Origin of the sequence: Pseudomonas sp. 09C 129, from assembly GCF_002843625.1 — a bacterium.
GTDB classification, from domain to species: domain Bacteria; phylum Pseudomonadota; class Gammaproteobacteria; order Pseudomonadales; family Pseudomonadaceae; genus Aquipseudomonas; species Aquipseudomonas chlororaphis.
In genome coordinates, this window is sequence record NZ_CP025261.1 from 703,517 (window position 1) to 717,274 (window position 13,758).

Here is a 13,758-nt window from a genome sequence, read left to right on the forward strand (position 1 = left end):
GGAGGCGCGAACCATGTCCCAATCGTCCATTTCCGCAGCCTCTTCGGCCAACGCCGACCGTCGTGGCAGCGCCACCTCGCGGCGCATCCTGATCGGCCTTGGCTGGCTGATCTTCGCCCTGTTCCTGCTGCTGCCGCTGTTTATCGTGGTGTCCCAGGGGCTCAAGCTCGGCCTCGGCGCGTTCTTCGCCGCGATCTTCGAGCCGGACGCGCTGTCGGCCCTGAAGCTGACGGTGATCGCCGTGCTGATCTCGGTGCCGCTGAACCTGGTGTTCGGCGTCAGCGCCGCCTGGTGCGTGAGCAAATACACCTTCCGCGGCAAGAGCATCCTGGTGACCCTGATCGATTTGCCGTTCTCGGTCTCGCCGGTGATCGCCGGCCTGGTCTATGTGCTGATGTTCGGCGCCCAGGGCCTGTTCGGGCCGTGGCTGCAGGATCACGATATCCAGATCGTGTTCGCCCTGCCGGGCATCGTCCTGGCGACCATCTTCGTCACCGTGCCCTTCGTCGCCCGTGAGCTGATCCCGCTGATGCAGGAACAGGGCACCCAGGAAGAGGAAGCCGCGCGGCTGCTGGGGGCCAACGGCTGGCAGATGTTCTGGCATGTGACCGTGCCGAACATCAAGTGGGGCCTGATCTACGGCGTGGTGCTCTGCACCGCGCGGGCCATGGGTGAATTCGGCGCGGTGTCGGTGGTTTCCGGGCACATTCGCGGGGTGACCAACACCCTGCCGCTGCACGTCGAGATCCTCTACAACGAATACAACCACGTCGCCGCGTTCGCCGTCGCGAGCCTGTTGCTGATCCTGGCGCTCTTCATCCTGCTGCTCAAGCAGTGGAGCGAAAACCGTATCAACCGCCTGCGCGCCAGCGCCGCGGAGGAATGAATCATGTCGATCGAAGTCCGTAACGTCAGCAAGAACTTCAACGCCTTCAAGGCCCTGAACAGCATCAACCTGGACATCCAGAGCGGCGAGCTGGTGGCGCTGCTGGGCCCGTCCGGCTGCGGCAAGACCACCCTGCTGCGGATCATCGCCGGCCTGGAAACCCCGGACGCCGGCAGCATCGTGTTTCACGGCGAGGACGTCTCCGGCCACGACGTGCGCGATCGCAACGTCGGTTTCGTGTTCCAGCACTACGCGCTGTTCCGCCATATGAGCGTGTTCGACAACGTCGCCTTCGGCCTGCGCATGAAGCCGAAGAACCAGCGCCCGAGCGAAAGCAAGATCGCCGAGAAGGTCCATGAGCTGTTGAACATGGTGCAGCTGGACTGGCTCGCCGACCGCTACCCGGAGCAGCTGTCCGGTGGCCAGCGCCAGCGGATCGCCCTGGCCCGCGCCCTGGCGGTGGAGCCGAAAGTGCTGCTGCTGGACGAACCCTTCGGCGCCCTGGATGCCAAGGTGCGCAAGGAGCTGCGGCGCTGGCTGGCGCGGCTGCACGAAGACATCAACCTGACCTCGGTATTCGTCACCCACGACCAGGAAGAAGCCATGGAAGTGGCGGACCGTATCGTGGTGATGAACAAGGGCGTGATCGAGCAGATCGGCTCGCCGGGCGAGGTGTACGAGAACCCGGCCAGTGACTTCGTCTACCACTTCCTCGGCGACTCCAACCGCCTGCACTTGGGCGAGGACCACCATGTGCTGTTCCGCCCGCACGAAGTGTCGCTGTCACGCTCCGAACTGGCCGATCACCACGCCGCCGAAGTGCGCGATATCCGTCCGCTGGGCGCCACCACCCGGGTGACCTTGAAGGTCGAAGGGCAGAGCGAACTGATCGAGGCCGAAGTGGTGAAGGACCATGACAGCCTGGTCGGGCTGGCCAAGGGCGAGACGCTGTTCTTCAAGCCCAAGGTCTGGCAGAAGGTCGCCAATATCTAAAAGGCAAAGGCATCGCGGGCAAGCCTCGCTCCTACAGAAGAAACAGGAGCGAGGCTTGCCCGCGATTGCGATCTACACCGCCGCGCGCTTCGGATTGACCCGCACCCCTCCCGCCCGCGCCTCGATTTCATGCTTGAGCGCCTGGCGCAGCCCCAGCAGAAACGCCAGCTCCGCCACCACGAACAACGGCCCGACGATCAGCCCCGAGACGTCATCGACAAAGGCCGGCTTGCGTCCTTCGTAGTAATGGCCGACGAACTGGATCACCCAGCCGATCACGAACATGCCCACCCCGCTGGCCAGCCAGACCAGGGTGCTTTGCTGCGCCAGCCCATGGCCGGCCCACACCGACAGCCCCATCAACAGCGTCATCAGCAGGCCCAGGCGCAGTTCCAGGCGCAGGTAGAACGCGCAGGACGCCAGCGCCAGCAGCAGCGCCGGCGACAGCCACAGCCCGGCGACCGGCCAGGCGGGGCGCGACAGCAGTACGGCGACGGCCAGCACAATCAGCGGAATGCCGATAAAGTGGCTGGCGATGTTGCGCGGATCACGGTGGTAGGCGGCGTATTGACTGAGATGGTCGACGAGGCTTTTCATTGTTGTTCCTCCTGTAGGGTGATCGAATCATGCCCTGCGCCGGTCGCCGGTTCTGTCGGCTAGGCGACAATCGGCTCGCTGCCCCCGTGGATAAAACTATCGATGAAGATGCAGGTCTGGCGCGAGCGCCTGATGAGCGGCCAGTGGTTCAGCCGCTTGCCCGCTCAATTACAGAATAGTTTGTTGGTCAATGCCCGTTTGCGCTCGCTGGCGCCGGGCCAACGGCTGTTCCAGCGCGGCGATCCGCCCTGCGGCCTGTACGCGGTACTGGAAGGCACGGTGCGCATCGGCGCGGTCAGCGAGGAGGGCAAGGAGGCGCTGCTGAGCCTGGTGGAGGCGCCGCACTGGTTCGGCGAGATCAGCCTGTTCGACGGCCAGCCGCGCACCCATGACGCCTATGCCGTGGGCCCGTGCAGCCTGCTCAATGTGCCCCAGGCGGCGCTGCTCGAACTGCTGGACGAACACCCGCAATACTGGCGGCAGCTGGCGCTGCTGATGAGCCACAAGCTGCGCCTGACCTTTATCAACCTCGAACAGCTGAGCCTGATGCCGGCCCCGGCGCGGGTGGCCAACCGCCTGTTGATGATCGCCCGCGGCTACGGCGAAACCGACACCACGCGGCGGGTCCTGCACCTGCCCCAGGAGCAACTGGCGCTGCTGCTGTCGCTGTCGCGCCAGACCACCAACCAGATCCTCAAGGACTTGCAGGGGCAAGGCATTCTCAAGCTGGGTTACGGCGAGATCGAGATCCTCGACGAAGCGCGGTTGCGGGTATTGGCCGGAGTTTGACCCTTAGATCGCTATCGCGGGCAAGTCGGATCGCCGCCCGCTCGCTCCTACAGGGTTGTGTCATTCGTGCCATTTACGAACGACGCCGATCTGTAGGAGCGAGGCTTGCCCGCGATGAGGCCCGTACCGACACCGCCAATCCACGGCTAACGCAACCCATCGCGAAACTGCCCCGGGGTCATCCCGGTCCAGCGTTTGAACGCGCGGCTGAAGCTGCTGGCGTCGGCGAACCCCAGCAGGTAGCTGATCTCGCTCAGGGAGCACTGCGGGTCGCGCAGGTGCAGCAGGGCGAGGTTCTCCCGGCATTCGTTGAGCAGGGTGTCGAAGCGACAACCCTCGTCCGCCAGGTGGCGTTGCAGGCTGCGCAGGCTCAGGTGCAGGGCCTGGGCCACCCGTTCCGCCGAAGGTTCGCCCTCCGGCAGCTGGGCCTCGATCACCCCGCGCACCTTGCGCTCCCAGGTCAAGGGTTGCAGTTGCATCAGGGTGCGCTTGAGCACCGCCTCGTTGTGTTCGGCCAGTTCCGGGTTGGCGTCGTCCAGGTGGCTGTCGAAATCGTGCAGGCCGAACTCCAGGCGATCCTCGTCGGCGCCGAAAAACACCGGGGCGCGAAACACCGTGTGCCATTGCCTGGGGTCCGCCGGCTCGGAGCGCCGCAGGTACACCGCCAGCGGCGCGTAGTCGCGGCCCAGGCGGTTGCGGCAGGTGCGGACGTAGATCGCGACAAAGGCATCGATGGCCTCGACCGCCGGCTCCGGATTGCCCTCGGGGACCTTCAGGCGAAAGCGATAGCGGTCCTCGGTGCGGGTCAGCTCCAGCTCCAGGGCGTCGCTGACCACTTGGTGATAACGCACGATGCGCTCGAACACTTCCCGCAGGCTGCCGCTGGCCACCAGCGCATAACCCAGGGCATGGAAGGTGGTCGGGCTGACGAAGCGCGAGACCCGCAAACCTATGGCCGGGTCGCCGCTGGCCTGCACCGCCAGCTGCCACAGGCGGGTGGTGGCCGACAGCGGGTAACGCGCGTTGGGATCGTCCATCAGTTGTGGGTCGAGGCCGGCCTGGTGGCACAAGGCGGTGCTGTCGAGGCCCAGGGCATCGAGCTGCTTGCGCAGGGCGCGGGTCCAGCTGGCGAGGGAAGTGGGTTCGGTCATGGCGGTTGGCGCGTCCGGTCAACAGGTTGGCGTCCGCGGCTAGCGCCCGGCGCGTGGGCGCAGGGCAGGATGCGAACATCAATAACCAGAGGATGGAAGCATGTACGGTACTTCTGCAAGTCCCGACCGGCTGAATGCACAGCAACGATCGGCGCGTATTCGCGAGGTGGTGCTGGCCAGGGGTGTCGAGTTGCGCGAGCGCTACCCGCTGCTCAAGCATCAGGACGCGCTGGGCGCAGGCATCCTGGCCTTGGCCCTGGCCGGGATGATCGGCACGGCGGCGCTCTATATCGGCGGGTACATGGCCTGGTGGGCCTGCCTGCTGCTCAACGCGTTTTTCGCCTCCTTGACCCACGAGCTGGAGCACGACCTGATCCACAGCATGTATTTCCGCAAGCAGCGCGTCCCCCACAACCTGATGCTGGCGCTGGTCTGGCTGGCGCGGCCGAGCACCATCAACCCGTGGATCCGCCGCCATCTGCACCTCAATCACCACAAGGTGTCCGGCACCGAGGCCGATATGGAGGAGCGCGCCATCACCAACGGCGAGCCCTGGGGCATCGCCCGCCTGCTGATGGTTGGCGACAATGTCATGTCGTCATTGATCCGCACCCTGCGCGCCAGGACCTGGGCGCACAAGCGCAGCATCCTCAAGCGCACCCTGAAGGTGTACGCGCCGCTGGCGCTGTTGCACTGGGGGGCTTGGTATGTGTTCCTCGGCTTCCACGCCGCCAATGGCGTCGCCGCGCTGCTGGGTTCGCCCATCGACTGGTCGGCCAGCACCCTGGCGGTGATGCAGGTGCTCGATATCGCCGTGGTGGTGATCGTCGGCCCCAACGTGCTGCGCACCTTCTGCCTGCATTTTGTCAGCTCGAACATGCACTACTACGGCGACATCGAAGCGGGCAACGTGATCCAGCAGACCCAGGTGCTCAACCCCTGGTGGCTGTGGCCGTTGCAGGCGTTCTGCTGCAACTTCGGCAGCACCCACGGCATCCATCATTTCGTGGTCAAGGAACCCTTCTACATCCGCCAGCTGACCGCGCCGGTGGCGCACAAGGTGATGGCCGAGATGGGCGTGCGCTTCAACGATTTCGGCACCTTCGGCCGGGCCAACCGCTTTATCCGCAAGGAACAGGTGGCGGCGCAGGCGGTGCGGGGTGTCGGGGCGTGATGTATCGCGTTTGAGGGCCAATCGCGAGCAAGCTCGCTCCTACAAGTACATGGATAACCTGTAGGAGCGAGCTTGCTCGCGATGGCGATTCCGCAGACGCGCAACCTTCGGCGTTTTCCCCCACCTGTAGCCGCTGCCGCAGGCTGCGATCGGCCGGAACGGCCGTGGCGATCTCAAGGCTCTAGGAGGTCCTGCGACCAGCGTGGCCCGGACCATCGCAGCCTGCGGCAGCGGCTACGGGGTCAATCCGGCTGGAACGGCGAGGCGCTGAGGATCACTCCGGTTTCGTCCACGTACTGCTGCCAGTGGCCGATCAGCGCGTCGAGCTTGCCCGGCTCGCTTTGGGCCAGGTCGTGGATCTCCCCCGGGTCCTGGCTCAGGTCGTACAGCTGCCAGGTCGCCGGGCCCACCGGGCCGGGGATGTACACCGCTTTCCACTGGCCCTGGCGAATCGCCCGGCGGCCGAACAGTTCCCAGCCGGTGACCGTGTGTTCGTCATGCACCTGCGCGGTCTCGCCGGACAGGAAACCCAGCCACGACTTGCCGCGCAATGGCGCCACCTCCTTGCCGCGCCAGCGCTTGCCGGGATGACGCACGCCGGCCAGGTCGAGAATGGTCGGGGTGATGTCCATCACCGTGCCGAAGCCATGGCTGATCCGCCCCTTGAGCGCCAACTGCGGGTAATGCACCAGCGCCGGCACGCGGATCCCGCCTTCGGTGGTGAAGGCCTTGAACAGGCGTGACGGCGCGGTGGCGACCTGGGCCCAGGCCGGGCCGTACCAGACGTAGGAGTTGGCGCGGCCGATGTTGTCCAGGCTGTTGTCGTAGTGCCGGTTGAGGTAGGTCAACAGCTGCGGGCCGAACTTGGGGAAGGCTTCCAGCAGCGCGCCTTCGGCACCGTTGTCGGACATGAACAGGATAAAGGTGTTGTCCAGCTGGCCCTGCTGGCGCAGGTAGTCCACCACCCGGCCGATGTTCCAGTCCATGCGCTCGACCATCGCCGCGTAGACCTCCATGGCCCGCGCGGAAACCTGCCGCTGCTGCTCGCTCAAGGCCGCCCATTCGGCGCTCAGGCCCAGCAGCGGGTGCGGCTCCACATCGGCCTCGATCAGCCCCAGTTGCTTGAGCTTTTCCAGGCGCTCCAGGCGCAGCACTTCGGGGCCGGCGTCATAGCGGCCACGGTACTTGGCGACCACCTCCTCGGGCGCCTGCAACGGCCAGTGCGGCGCGGAAAACGGCAGGTAGGCGAAGAACGGCCGGGTCTGGTCGCGCTCCTTGAGGTACTGCAGCAGCTTGTCGCCGAAGGCGTCGGAGGAATAGAAATCCTTGGGCAATTGCTCGATGAAGCGGTCGTCCTCGATGTACAGCGCCGGGGTGGATTTGAGCAGCCCTGGGGTGTGTTCGTCGTAGGTCGGCTCGAAACCGTAGTGGTTGGCGGCGCCGGGCAGCAGCGAGAACGAACGCTCGAAACCCCGGGCATGGGGCGCCAGTTCGGCGGTCAGGCCCAGGTGCCATTTGCCGCTCATCAGGGTCTGGTAGCCGGCGTCGCGCAGCAGCTCGGGCAGGGCCACCACGCGGTCGTTGAGGTGGCCCTCGTAGCCCGGCTTGCCGATCAGTTCCGGGGTCAGGGCCTCGGCCATGGTGCCGATGCCGGCGATATGGTGGTCGGTGCCGGTGAGCAGCATGGAGCGGGTCGGCGAGCAGGTCGGCGCGGTGTGGAAGTCGGTCAGGCGCAGGCCGCCTTCGGCCAGGGCATCGAGGTTCGGCGTGGCGATTTCGCCGCCGAAGGCACCGAGATCGGAAAAGCCCAGGTCGTCGGCCAGGATCACCAAAAAGTTGGGACGTTGCGGCATCTGTTCACTCCTTGTCAGCAAGCAATAAAGGCCAGTGGCAGGTCACGGATCTGGGCGGGCAAAGGCACCTGGTAGTGATAGTCACGGGTCAGTTCGTGGAGCAGTTCTTCGCGCAGCTGGTGGAAGTCGAAACTGCTGCGCTGGCGCGGATGAGGCAGGGCGATGTCCACCACCCGCTTGATCCGGCCCGGGCGTGGTTCCATCACCACCACGCGGTCGGCGAGGAAGATTGCTTCCTCGACGTCATGGGTGACCAGCACCGTGGTGATCCTGGCCCGCTCGCGGATCGCCAGCAGCTCGTCCTGCATCTGCTGGCGGGTCAGCGCGTCGAGGGCGCCGAAGGGTTCGTCCAGCAGCAGGATGCGCGGGCTGGCTACCAGGCCGCGGGCGATGGCTACTCGTTGCGCCATGCCGCCGGACAGCTGGTGCGGGTAGGCGCGGGTGAAATCGGTGAGGCCCACCAGTTCGATGAAATCGGCGATGCGGGTTTGCCGTTCGGCGGCGCTCAGGGCTTCGTTGACCAGGCCCAGGCCGATGTTTTCCGCGACCGTCAGCCAGGGGAACAGGCGATGTTCCTGGAACACGATGCCGCGTTCGCCGCCGATGCCGCTGACGGCCTTGCCGTCGACGCGGATCTCGCCGCGAAACTGCGTATCCAGGCCGATCAGCAGGCGCAGCAGGGTGGATTTGCCGCAGCCGCTTGCGCCGACGATGGCGACGAATTCGCCCTCGGCAATCTCCAGGTTGAATTCGCGGATCGCCTCCAGCTCGCCGCCGGCGACCTCGAAGGTCTTGCCCACATGGCTGAAGCTGACGATGGGGGAAGGTACGAGTGCGTTCATGCGTGTCTCCAGCGTGTGGCGCGGGTTTCGAGCTGTTGGCCAATAAGGTTGAGCAGGGCGCCGGCGAGCCCCACCAGGAGCATGCCGGCCATGATCAGGTCCATGCGCAGCAGCTGCTGGGCGCCGATCATCTGGCTGCCGATGCCGCCGTTGGACGGCATGAAATATTCCGCGCCGATGGTCCCCAGCCAGGCGTAGATCAGGCTCAGGCGCAGGCCGGCGAAGATCCCCGGCGCGGCGCCCGGCAGCACCAGGCGGCGCAGGCGTTGCCAGAGGTTCAGGCGCAGCACTTGCGCCGCCTCGGTCAGTTGCGGCGACAGGTTGGCGACGCTGCGCTGGGTGGCGATAAACAGCGGGAAGAACGCGGCCAGCGCGACAAATACCCATTTCGCCAGCTCCCCGAGGCCGAACCAGGCGGTGAGCAGCGGCACCCAGGCGAAAATGGCGATCTGCCGCAGCGCCGCCAGGGTCGGCCCCAGAAGACGTTCGCTCAGAGGCGACAGGCCCAGCAGCAGGCCCAGGGCAAACCCCAGGCCGCCGCCCAGCAACAGGCCGCCGAGGGTGCGCCGCAGGCTCAGGCCCAGGCCGCCCGACAGGCTGCCGTCGAGCAGGCCGTTCCAGGTGGTTTGCAGCACCGTCAGCGGGCTCACCAGGATATTGGCGTCGACCCATTCCAGCTGGTTCGCCACTTGCCACAGCGCCAGCAGGAACAGCGGTAGCAGCCACGGCTGCAGGCGTTGCCAGCCCTGGTAGCGCGGGCCGCGGCGGATCTGCGCGATGGCCGGGTGCGGCCAGTGCACCAGGGCCTTGTCCAGCAGGCCGATGCCGCGGTCCATGGCCACGCCCATCACCCCGATCACCACGATGCAGACGAAGACGATATCCAGCATGAACAGCTGGCGCGCCCAGACCATCAGGTAGCCGATGCCTTCGCTGGAGGCCAGCAGCTCCACCGCCAGCAGCGAGGTCCAGCCGGCGGCCAGGGCCAGGCGCACGCCGGCCATGAAGGCGGGCAGGGCGGCGGGCAGTACCAGCCGGCGGATCAGCAGGTGCGGCGGCAGGCGCAGCACGGCGGCGGCTTCGCGCAATCTGGGCTGGGCGTCGCGCACGCCGACCAGGGTATGCAGGGTCACCGGCACCACGATGGCCTTGACCAGCACCACCAGCTTGAGCAGTTCGCCGATGCCGAAAAACACCATGAACAGCGGAATCCAGGCCAGGGTCGGAACCTGGGACAGGGCGGCGAAGGTGGGGAACACCAGGCGTTCCAGGCGCCGGCTGGAACCCAGCGCCGCGCCCAGCACGGCGCCGGCGCCGATGCCCGCCAGCAGGCCCCAGGCCAACCGTTGCAGGCTGATCGCCAGATGGCTCCACAGCTCGCCGCCGGCCAGCTCGAGCGCGCTGCTCCAGACCAATGCCGGTGCCGGCAGGATCTGCTCGCTCATCCAGGCATTGCGGCTGGCCAGCCACCACAGGGCGAACAGGCCCAGGGGCAGCAGCCAGGGCAACAGCCGCCGGTGGATGCGCGGCCAGGACAGCGGCTTATCGGCGGGCGCGGCCAACGGCAAGCTGAGAAGGGAAACACGGGCCATGGATGACCTCCGTTGTCGGGTTGTGCGGCATCTTTTTTCTTCTGCTTCTTTCTTCTGTAGGAGCGAGGCTTGCCCGCGATGGCGGTGGGTCAGATACAACGCGAATCGCGGGCAAGCCTCGCTCCTACGGAGTGGATTTTGGTTATATAAAAAGTTATATCGATGCTATTGGGAGATAAGAGAGGCCATTTAAGGCCTCCAGGCACGCCGCATCCAATGCATTTGGAGAATATTTTCGATGCTGACCATGCATACGCCGCGCAGAGCCGCGTCCTGGCTGGTTTATTCGAACAGGTTATTAAAATGTGAATTTATAGTATTTAAAGCTTTGATCGCCTTGAGCCTACCTTCTGCTCCTCAATGCCCGTCGCAGCCAGGAGCCACACCTTATGAACCTTCCCTTCAAACGCGTCCTCAGTCTGTTCGCCGCGCCGGCCCTGGCGGGGTTCCTGGGGTACCTGCCGCTGCTGGCCCAGGCGGATGAGCTCAAGCAGATCCGCATCGCCGTGCCGGACCTCAGCGCCGGCACCCAGCACAGCGGCGGCGGGGTGACGGACGTGCTGCGCCAGCAGCAGATCTTCGAAAAGGCCTTCGCCGACCAGGGCATCAGCATCCAGTGGAACTACTTCAAGGGCGCCGGCCCGGTGATCAACGAGGCCTTCGCCAACGGTCAGGTGGACCTGGCCTACCTGGGGGACCTGGCGGCAATCATCGGCAAGTCCAACGGCCTGGACACCCGCCTGCTGAGCGCCACTGCCCGTGGGGTCAAGCAGTACCTGGGAGTGGTGCCGGGCTCGGGGATCAAGACCTTGCAGGACCTCAAGGGCAAGCGGGTCGCGGTGTTCCGCGGCACGGCCACGCAGTTGTCGCTGGATGCCGCGCTGGCCAGCCAGGGTCTGAGCGAGAAGGACCTGAAGATCATCAACCTGGATTTCAACGCGGCGGTCGCGGCGCTGGCGGCGAAGCAGATCGATGCTACCTGGGGCGGTTCCAACTTGAACGCCTTGCAGGCCAAGGGCCTGGCCGAGGTGCCGCTGAACACCAAGGACCTGGGCGGCGCGGGTAGCGTGCAGGCGGTGCTGGTGGGCAGCGGCACCTTCGTCGATGCCCATCCCGAGGTGGTGGAGAAGCTGCTCAAGGCCCAACAGCAGGCGGTGCAGTGGCTGACCCAGGACAGCAACAAGGACGCCTATATCGAGCTGGTGTCGGGGCTGGCCAGCTACCCGCCGGCGGTGCTGCAGCAGGACCTCAAGGATCAGCGCTTCAGCGAAATCTTCCCCTCGACCCTGGACCCGGTGTTCCTCGGCAAACTGCAGGACGCGGTGGACCTGGCTGCGCAGCAGCGGTTGATCCGCAAGCCGTTCAAGGTCAGCGAATGGGTGGCGCCGCAGTTGGCGGCCGCCGGTCTGTAAGGCCACCTGGCAATCCGCTTACGTCCCGTAGCCGCTGCCGAGCCTGCGAGGCTGCGATCGGTCCCGCAGGGGCCGCAAAACCCGACAACGCGGTCTGCCTGGACGAACCGGGTGGGCCTTGTTGCGACGACTGCGTCGTCGATCGCAGCCTCGCGGGCTCGGCAGCGGCTACAGATTGCGTCTTCTGCAGGCGCGAGCTTGCCCGCGATGGCGTCCTAGGACGCCATGCTGACCTGCTGCCGATCCACCGCCACCAGCACTTCGATCATCTTGCGGGCCGCCGGCGACAGGCGAAATCCCGTGCGGCTGACGATGCCGCAGCGGGCGTTCATGCTCTCGATGTTCTGCGGCAGGTTGCGCCAGTGCAGCAGCGCCAGGGAACCCTGTTCGATGTCCTCGACGAAGGCTTCTTCGGTGCCCACGCCAATCGCATTGGACTGGCGCACGATCTTCACCAGCGCCGGGAAATGCTCGGTCTGGATGGTCGGGGAAAAATCGATGCGCCCGCTGAGGTTGGCCAGCAGCTTGCGGATCCCCGGCGGGATCAGCGTGCTGGCCAGCGGGTAGTCGAACATGTCGTTGGTCGACAGGCTTTCCTTGGCCAGCAGCGGGTGCCCCGGGCGGCAGAAAAACACCCCGCGCTTGGGCGTCAGGGGCTGGGTCTGGAAGTTCGGGTCGGCTTCGAAATGGCGGATGTCGGCGATAAAGAATTCGATCTCTTCGCGGCTCAGGCTGCGGCTGAGTTTTTCCCAGTTATCCACCTCCAGGCAGATACGCACCTTGGGGTGGATGCCGGTGAATTGCGCCACCGCGTCGGGCACCAGTTTCACCGCCGGCGCCGGGCCGCAACCGAAGCGCAGCTCGCCGGCGTCGAGCTTGGTCATCTGCGTCACTTCGCTGCTCAGCAAGGCTGCGCCCTGCACCAGGCTCAGGGCGTGCTGCAACACCACCTGGCCTTCCGGGGTGGGACGCAAATCCTTGTTGCCACGGTCCACCAGCACGCAGCCGAACTCCTGCTCCAGGCCCTGGATGCTGCGGCTGAAGGCCGGCTGGGTGATGCCCATGGCGTCCGCCGCGCGGACAAAACTGCGGTGTTCGTTGAGGGCGATGAAGTAACGCAATTGGCGAAGATCCATATGCTTTCCCGGCATCCGAAAAATAGCCCGAAGGCATTTGCGACGAGTGAGGAATGAGGTTTTAAATGCAAGCTCTTATTCCGTCAACGAAGCATGTGAATATCTATTAGATCTAAAGTGAATATAGATAGAGCGTTGTTTCGCTGCCGCTCAACCGTAAGCAGTCAGACGAGGGTCTACCCGATGAGCAATGCCGCACTAGCCGTTAAACCCGCTGTTCATGCGCTTGAGATCCACCCGGTGGCCGGCCGTATCGGCGCCGAGATCCGTGGCGTGCAACTCTCCGGCGAGCTGGACGCCGCCACGGTCGAAGCCATCCAGCAGGCGCTGGTGGACTACAAGGTGATCTTCTTCCGTGGCCAGGCTCACCTCGACGACCAGAGCCAGGAAGCCTTCTCCCACCTGCTCGGCGAGCCGGTGGCGCACCCCACCGTACCGGTGCGCGACGGCACCCGTTACCTGCTCGAACTGGACGGCGCCGAGGGCCAGCGCGCCAATTCCTGGCACACCGACGTGACCTTCGTCGATGCCTACCCGAAGGCCTCGATCCTGCGTTCGGTGGTGGCGCCGGCCTCCGGTGGCGACACGGTCTGGGCCAACACCGCCGCGGCCTACAACGAACTGCCGGCGGAGCTGCGCGAGCTGGCGGACAAGCTCTGGGCGGTGCACAGCAACGAATACGACTACGCCGGGGCCAAGCCCGACGTGTCGGCGGAGAAGCTGGAGCGCTATCGCAAGGTGTTCACCTCCACCGTCTATGAGACCGAGCACCCGCTGGTGCGCGTGCACCCGGTGAGCGGCGAGAAGAGCCTGGTGCTCGGGCATTTCGTCAAACGCATCAAGGGCTACACCCAGGCCGATTCGGCGCACCTGTTCAACCTGTTGCAAAGCCATGTCACGCGTCTGGAAAACACCGTGCGCTGGCGCTGGACCGCCGGTGACGTGGCGATCTGGGACAACCGTTCGACCCAGCATTACGCGGTCGACGACTACGGCACCCAGGACCGCGTGGTCCGCCGCGTGACCCTCAAGGGCGACGTGCCGGTGGGTGTGCATGGGCAACGTAGCCAGACCATCAAGGGGCTGTGACAGAGGCGTCCCAAGGCTCTCTGTAGCCGCTGCCGCAGGCTGCGATCGACCCGAAGGGGCGCGGCGGTTTCAAGATCGCCAAAGGCCTTCGGCCTTATCGCAGCCTGCGGCAGCGGCTACAGGAGTGCGCGGTGGGTTTGAAATTTTTCGCCGGCAATCGAGCCCGCGAAGCCGCCGCCTCACTTTTCGCGAGCAAGCTCGCTCCTACAGAAAGGCGCAATGCCGTGCCCCTGTAGGAGCGAGC

General features: G+C 65.6%; 12 protein-coding genes. 6 read left to right on the plus strand and 6 right to left on the minus strand.

All coding sequences use genetic code 11. From position 1 onward, the window contains the following. Window positions 1-13 precede the first annotated feature (13 nt). Window positions 14-886 (plus strand): sulfate ABC transporter permease subunit CysW, encoded by an 873-nt coding sequence (gene cysW, locus CXQ81_RS03280; RefSeq protein ID WP_007921522.1) that lies wholly within the window; start codon window positions 14-16, stop codon window positions 884-886. Between the two features lie 3 nt (window positions 887-889). After that, window positions 890-1,879, plus strand: a complete 990-nt coding sequence (locus CXQ81_RS03285) for a sulfate/molybdate ABC transporter ATP-binding protein (RefSeq protein WP_007921524.1) — start codon at window positions 890-892, stop codon at window positions 1,877-1,879. A gap of 72 nt (window positions 1,880-1,951) precedes the next feature. Here CXQ81_RS03285 and CXQ81_RS03290 read toward each other — a convergent pair whose 3' ends face one another. Next, window positions 1,952-2,476, minus strand: a complete 525-nt coding sequence (locus CXQ81_RS03290; protein ID WP_101336456.1) for a DUF962 domain-containing protein — start codon at window positions 2,474-2,476, stop codon at window positions 1,952-1,954. A 102-nt stretch (window positions 2,477-2,578) separates the two neighbouring features. Between CXQ81_RS03290 and CXQ81_RS03295 the strand changes: the two genes are divergently transcribed. After that, on the plus strand, window positions 2,579-3,265 hold the full coding sequence (locus CXQ81_RS03295; protein WP_101336457.1) for a Crp/Fnr family transcriptional regulator: 687 nt from the start codon (window positions 2,579-2,581) through the stop codon (window positions 3,263-3,265). A 146-nt stretch (window positions 3,266-3,411) separates the two neighbouring features. On the opposite strand, the gene CXQ81_RS03300 is transcribed toward CXQ81_RS03295, so the two are convergent. Then, complete coding sequence (locus tag CXQ81_RS03300) at window positions 3,412-4,416, minus strand: AraC family transcriptional regulator (protein WP_101336458.1); 1,005 nt, start codon at window positions 4,414-4,416, stop codon at window positions 3,412-3,414. 100 nt (window positions 4,417-4,516) lie between these two features. Here CXQ81_RS03300 and CXQ81_RS03305 point away from each other — a divergent pair, with 100 nt between their 5' ends. Beyond that, window positions 4,517-5,590, plus strand: a complete 1,074-nt coding sequence (locus CXQ81_RS03305; RefSeq protein ID WP_101336459.1) for a fatty acid desaturase — start codon at window positions 4,517-4,519, stop codon at window positions 5,588-5,590. Between the two features lie 242 nt (window positions 5,591-5,832). Here the strand turns inward: CXQ81_RS03305 and CXQ81_RS03310 are convergent, their stop codons facing one another. Genes CXQ81_RS03310 through CXQ81_RS03320 form a run of 3 tightly spaced genes read right to left on the minus strand, consistent with a single transcriptional unit; the run spans window position 5,833 to window position 9,877 of the window. After that, window positions 5,833-7,443 carry an arylsulfatase gene (locus CXQ81_RS03310; RefSeq protein ID WP_101336460.1) on the minus strand — a complete coding sequence of 537 codons (1,611 nt, stop codon included), beginning with the start codon at window positions 7,441-7,443 and terminating at the stop codon, window positions 5,833-5,835. Between the two features lie 14 nt (window positions 7,444-7,457). Continuing rightward, on the minus strand, window positions 7,458-8,285 hold the full coding sequence (locus tag CXQ81_RS03315) for an ABC transporter ATP-binding protein (RefSeq protein ID WP_101336461.1): 828 nt from the start codon (window positions 8,283-8,285) through the stop codon (window positions 7,458-7,460). Next, window positions 8,282-9,877, minus strand: coding sequence for an ABC transporter permease (locus CXQ81_RS03320; RefSeq protein WP_101336462.1), 1,596 nt, complete (start codon window positions 9,875-9,877; stop codon window positions 8,282-8,284). Before CXQ81_RS03320 ends, CXQ81_RS03315 begins: the two co-directional genes overlap by 4 nt. 389 nt (window positions 9,878-10,266) lie before the next feature. Here CXQ81_RS03320 and CXQ81_RS03325 point away from each other — a divergent pair, with 389 nt between their 5' ends. Further along, on the plus strand, window positions 10,267-11,289 hold the full coding sequence (locus tag CXQ81_RS03325) for an ABC transporter substrate-binding protein (protein ID WP_101336463.1): 1,023 nt from the start codon (window positions 10,267-10,269) through the stop codon (window positions 11,287-11,289). A gap of 215 nt (window positions 11,290-11,504) precedes the next feature. On the opposite strand, the gene CXQ81_RS03330 is transcribed toward CXQ81_RS03325, so the two are convergent. Next, window positions 11,505-12,425, minus strand: coding sequence for a LysR family transcriptional regulator (locus CXQ81_RS03330; protein WP_101336464.1), 921 nt, complete (start codon window positions 12,423-12,425; stop codon window positions 11,505-11,507). 183 nt (window positions 12,426-12,608) lie between these two features. Between CXQ81_RS03330 and CXQ81_RS03335 the strand changes: the two genes are divergently transcribed. Beyond that, on the plus strand, window positions 12,609-13,514 hold the full coding sequence (locus CXQ81_RS03335) for a TauD/TfdA family dioxygenase (RefSeq protein ID WP_007932926.1): 906 nt from the start codon (window positions 12,609-12,611) through the stop codon (window positions 13,512-13,514). The last annotated feature ends 244 nt before the right edge of the window (window positions 13,515-13,758 follow it).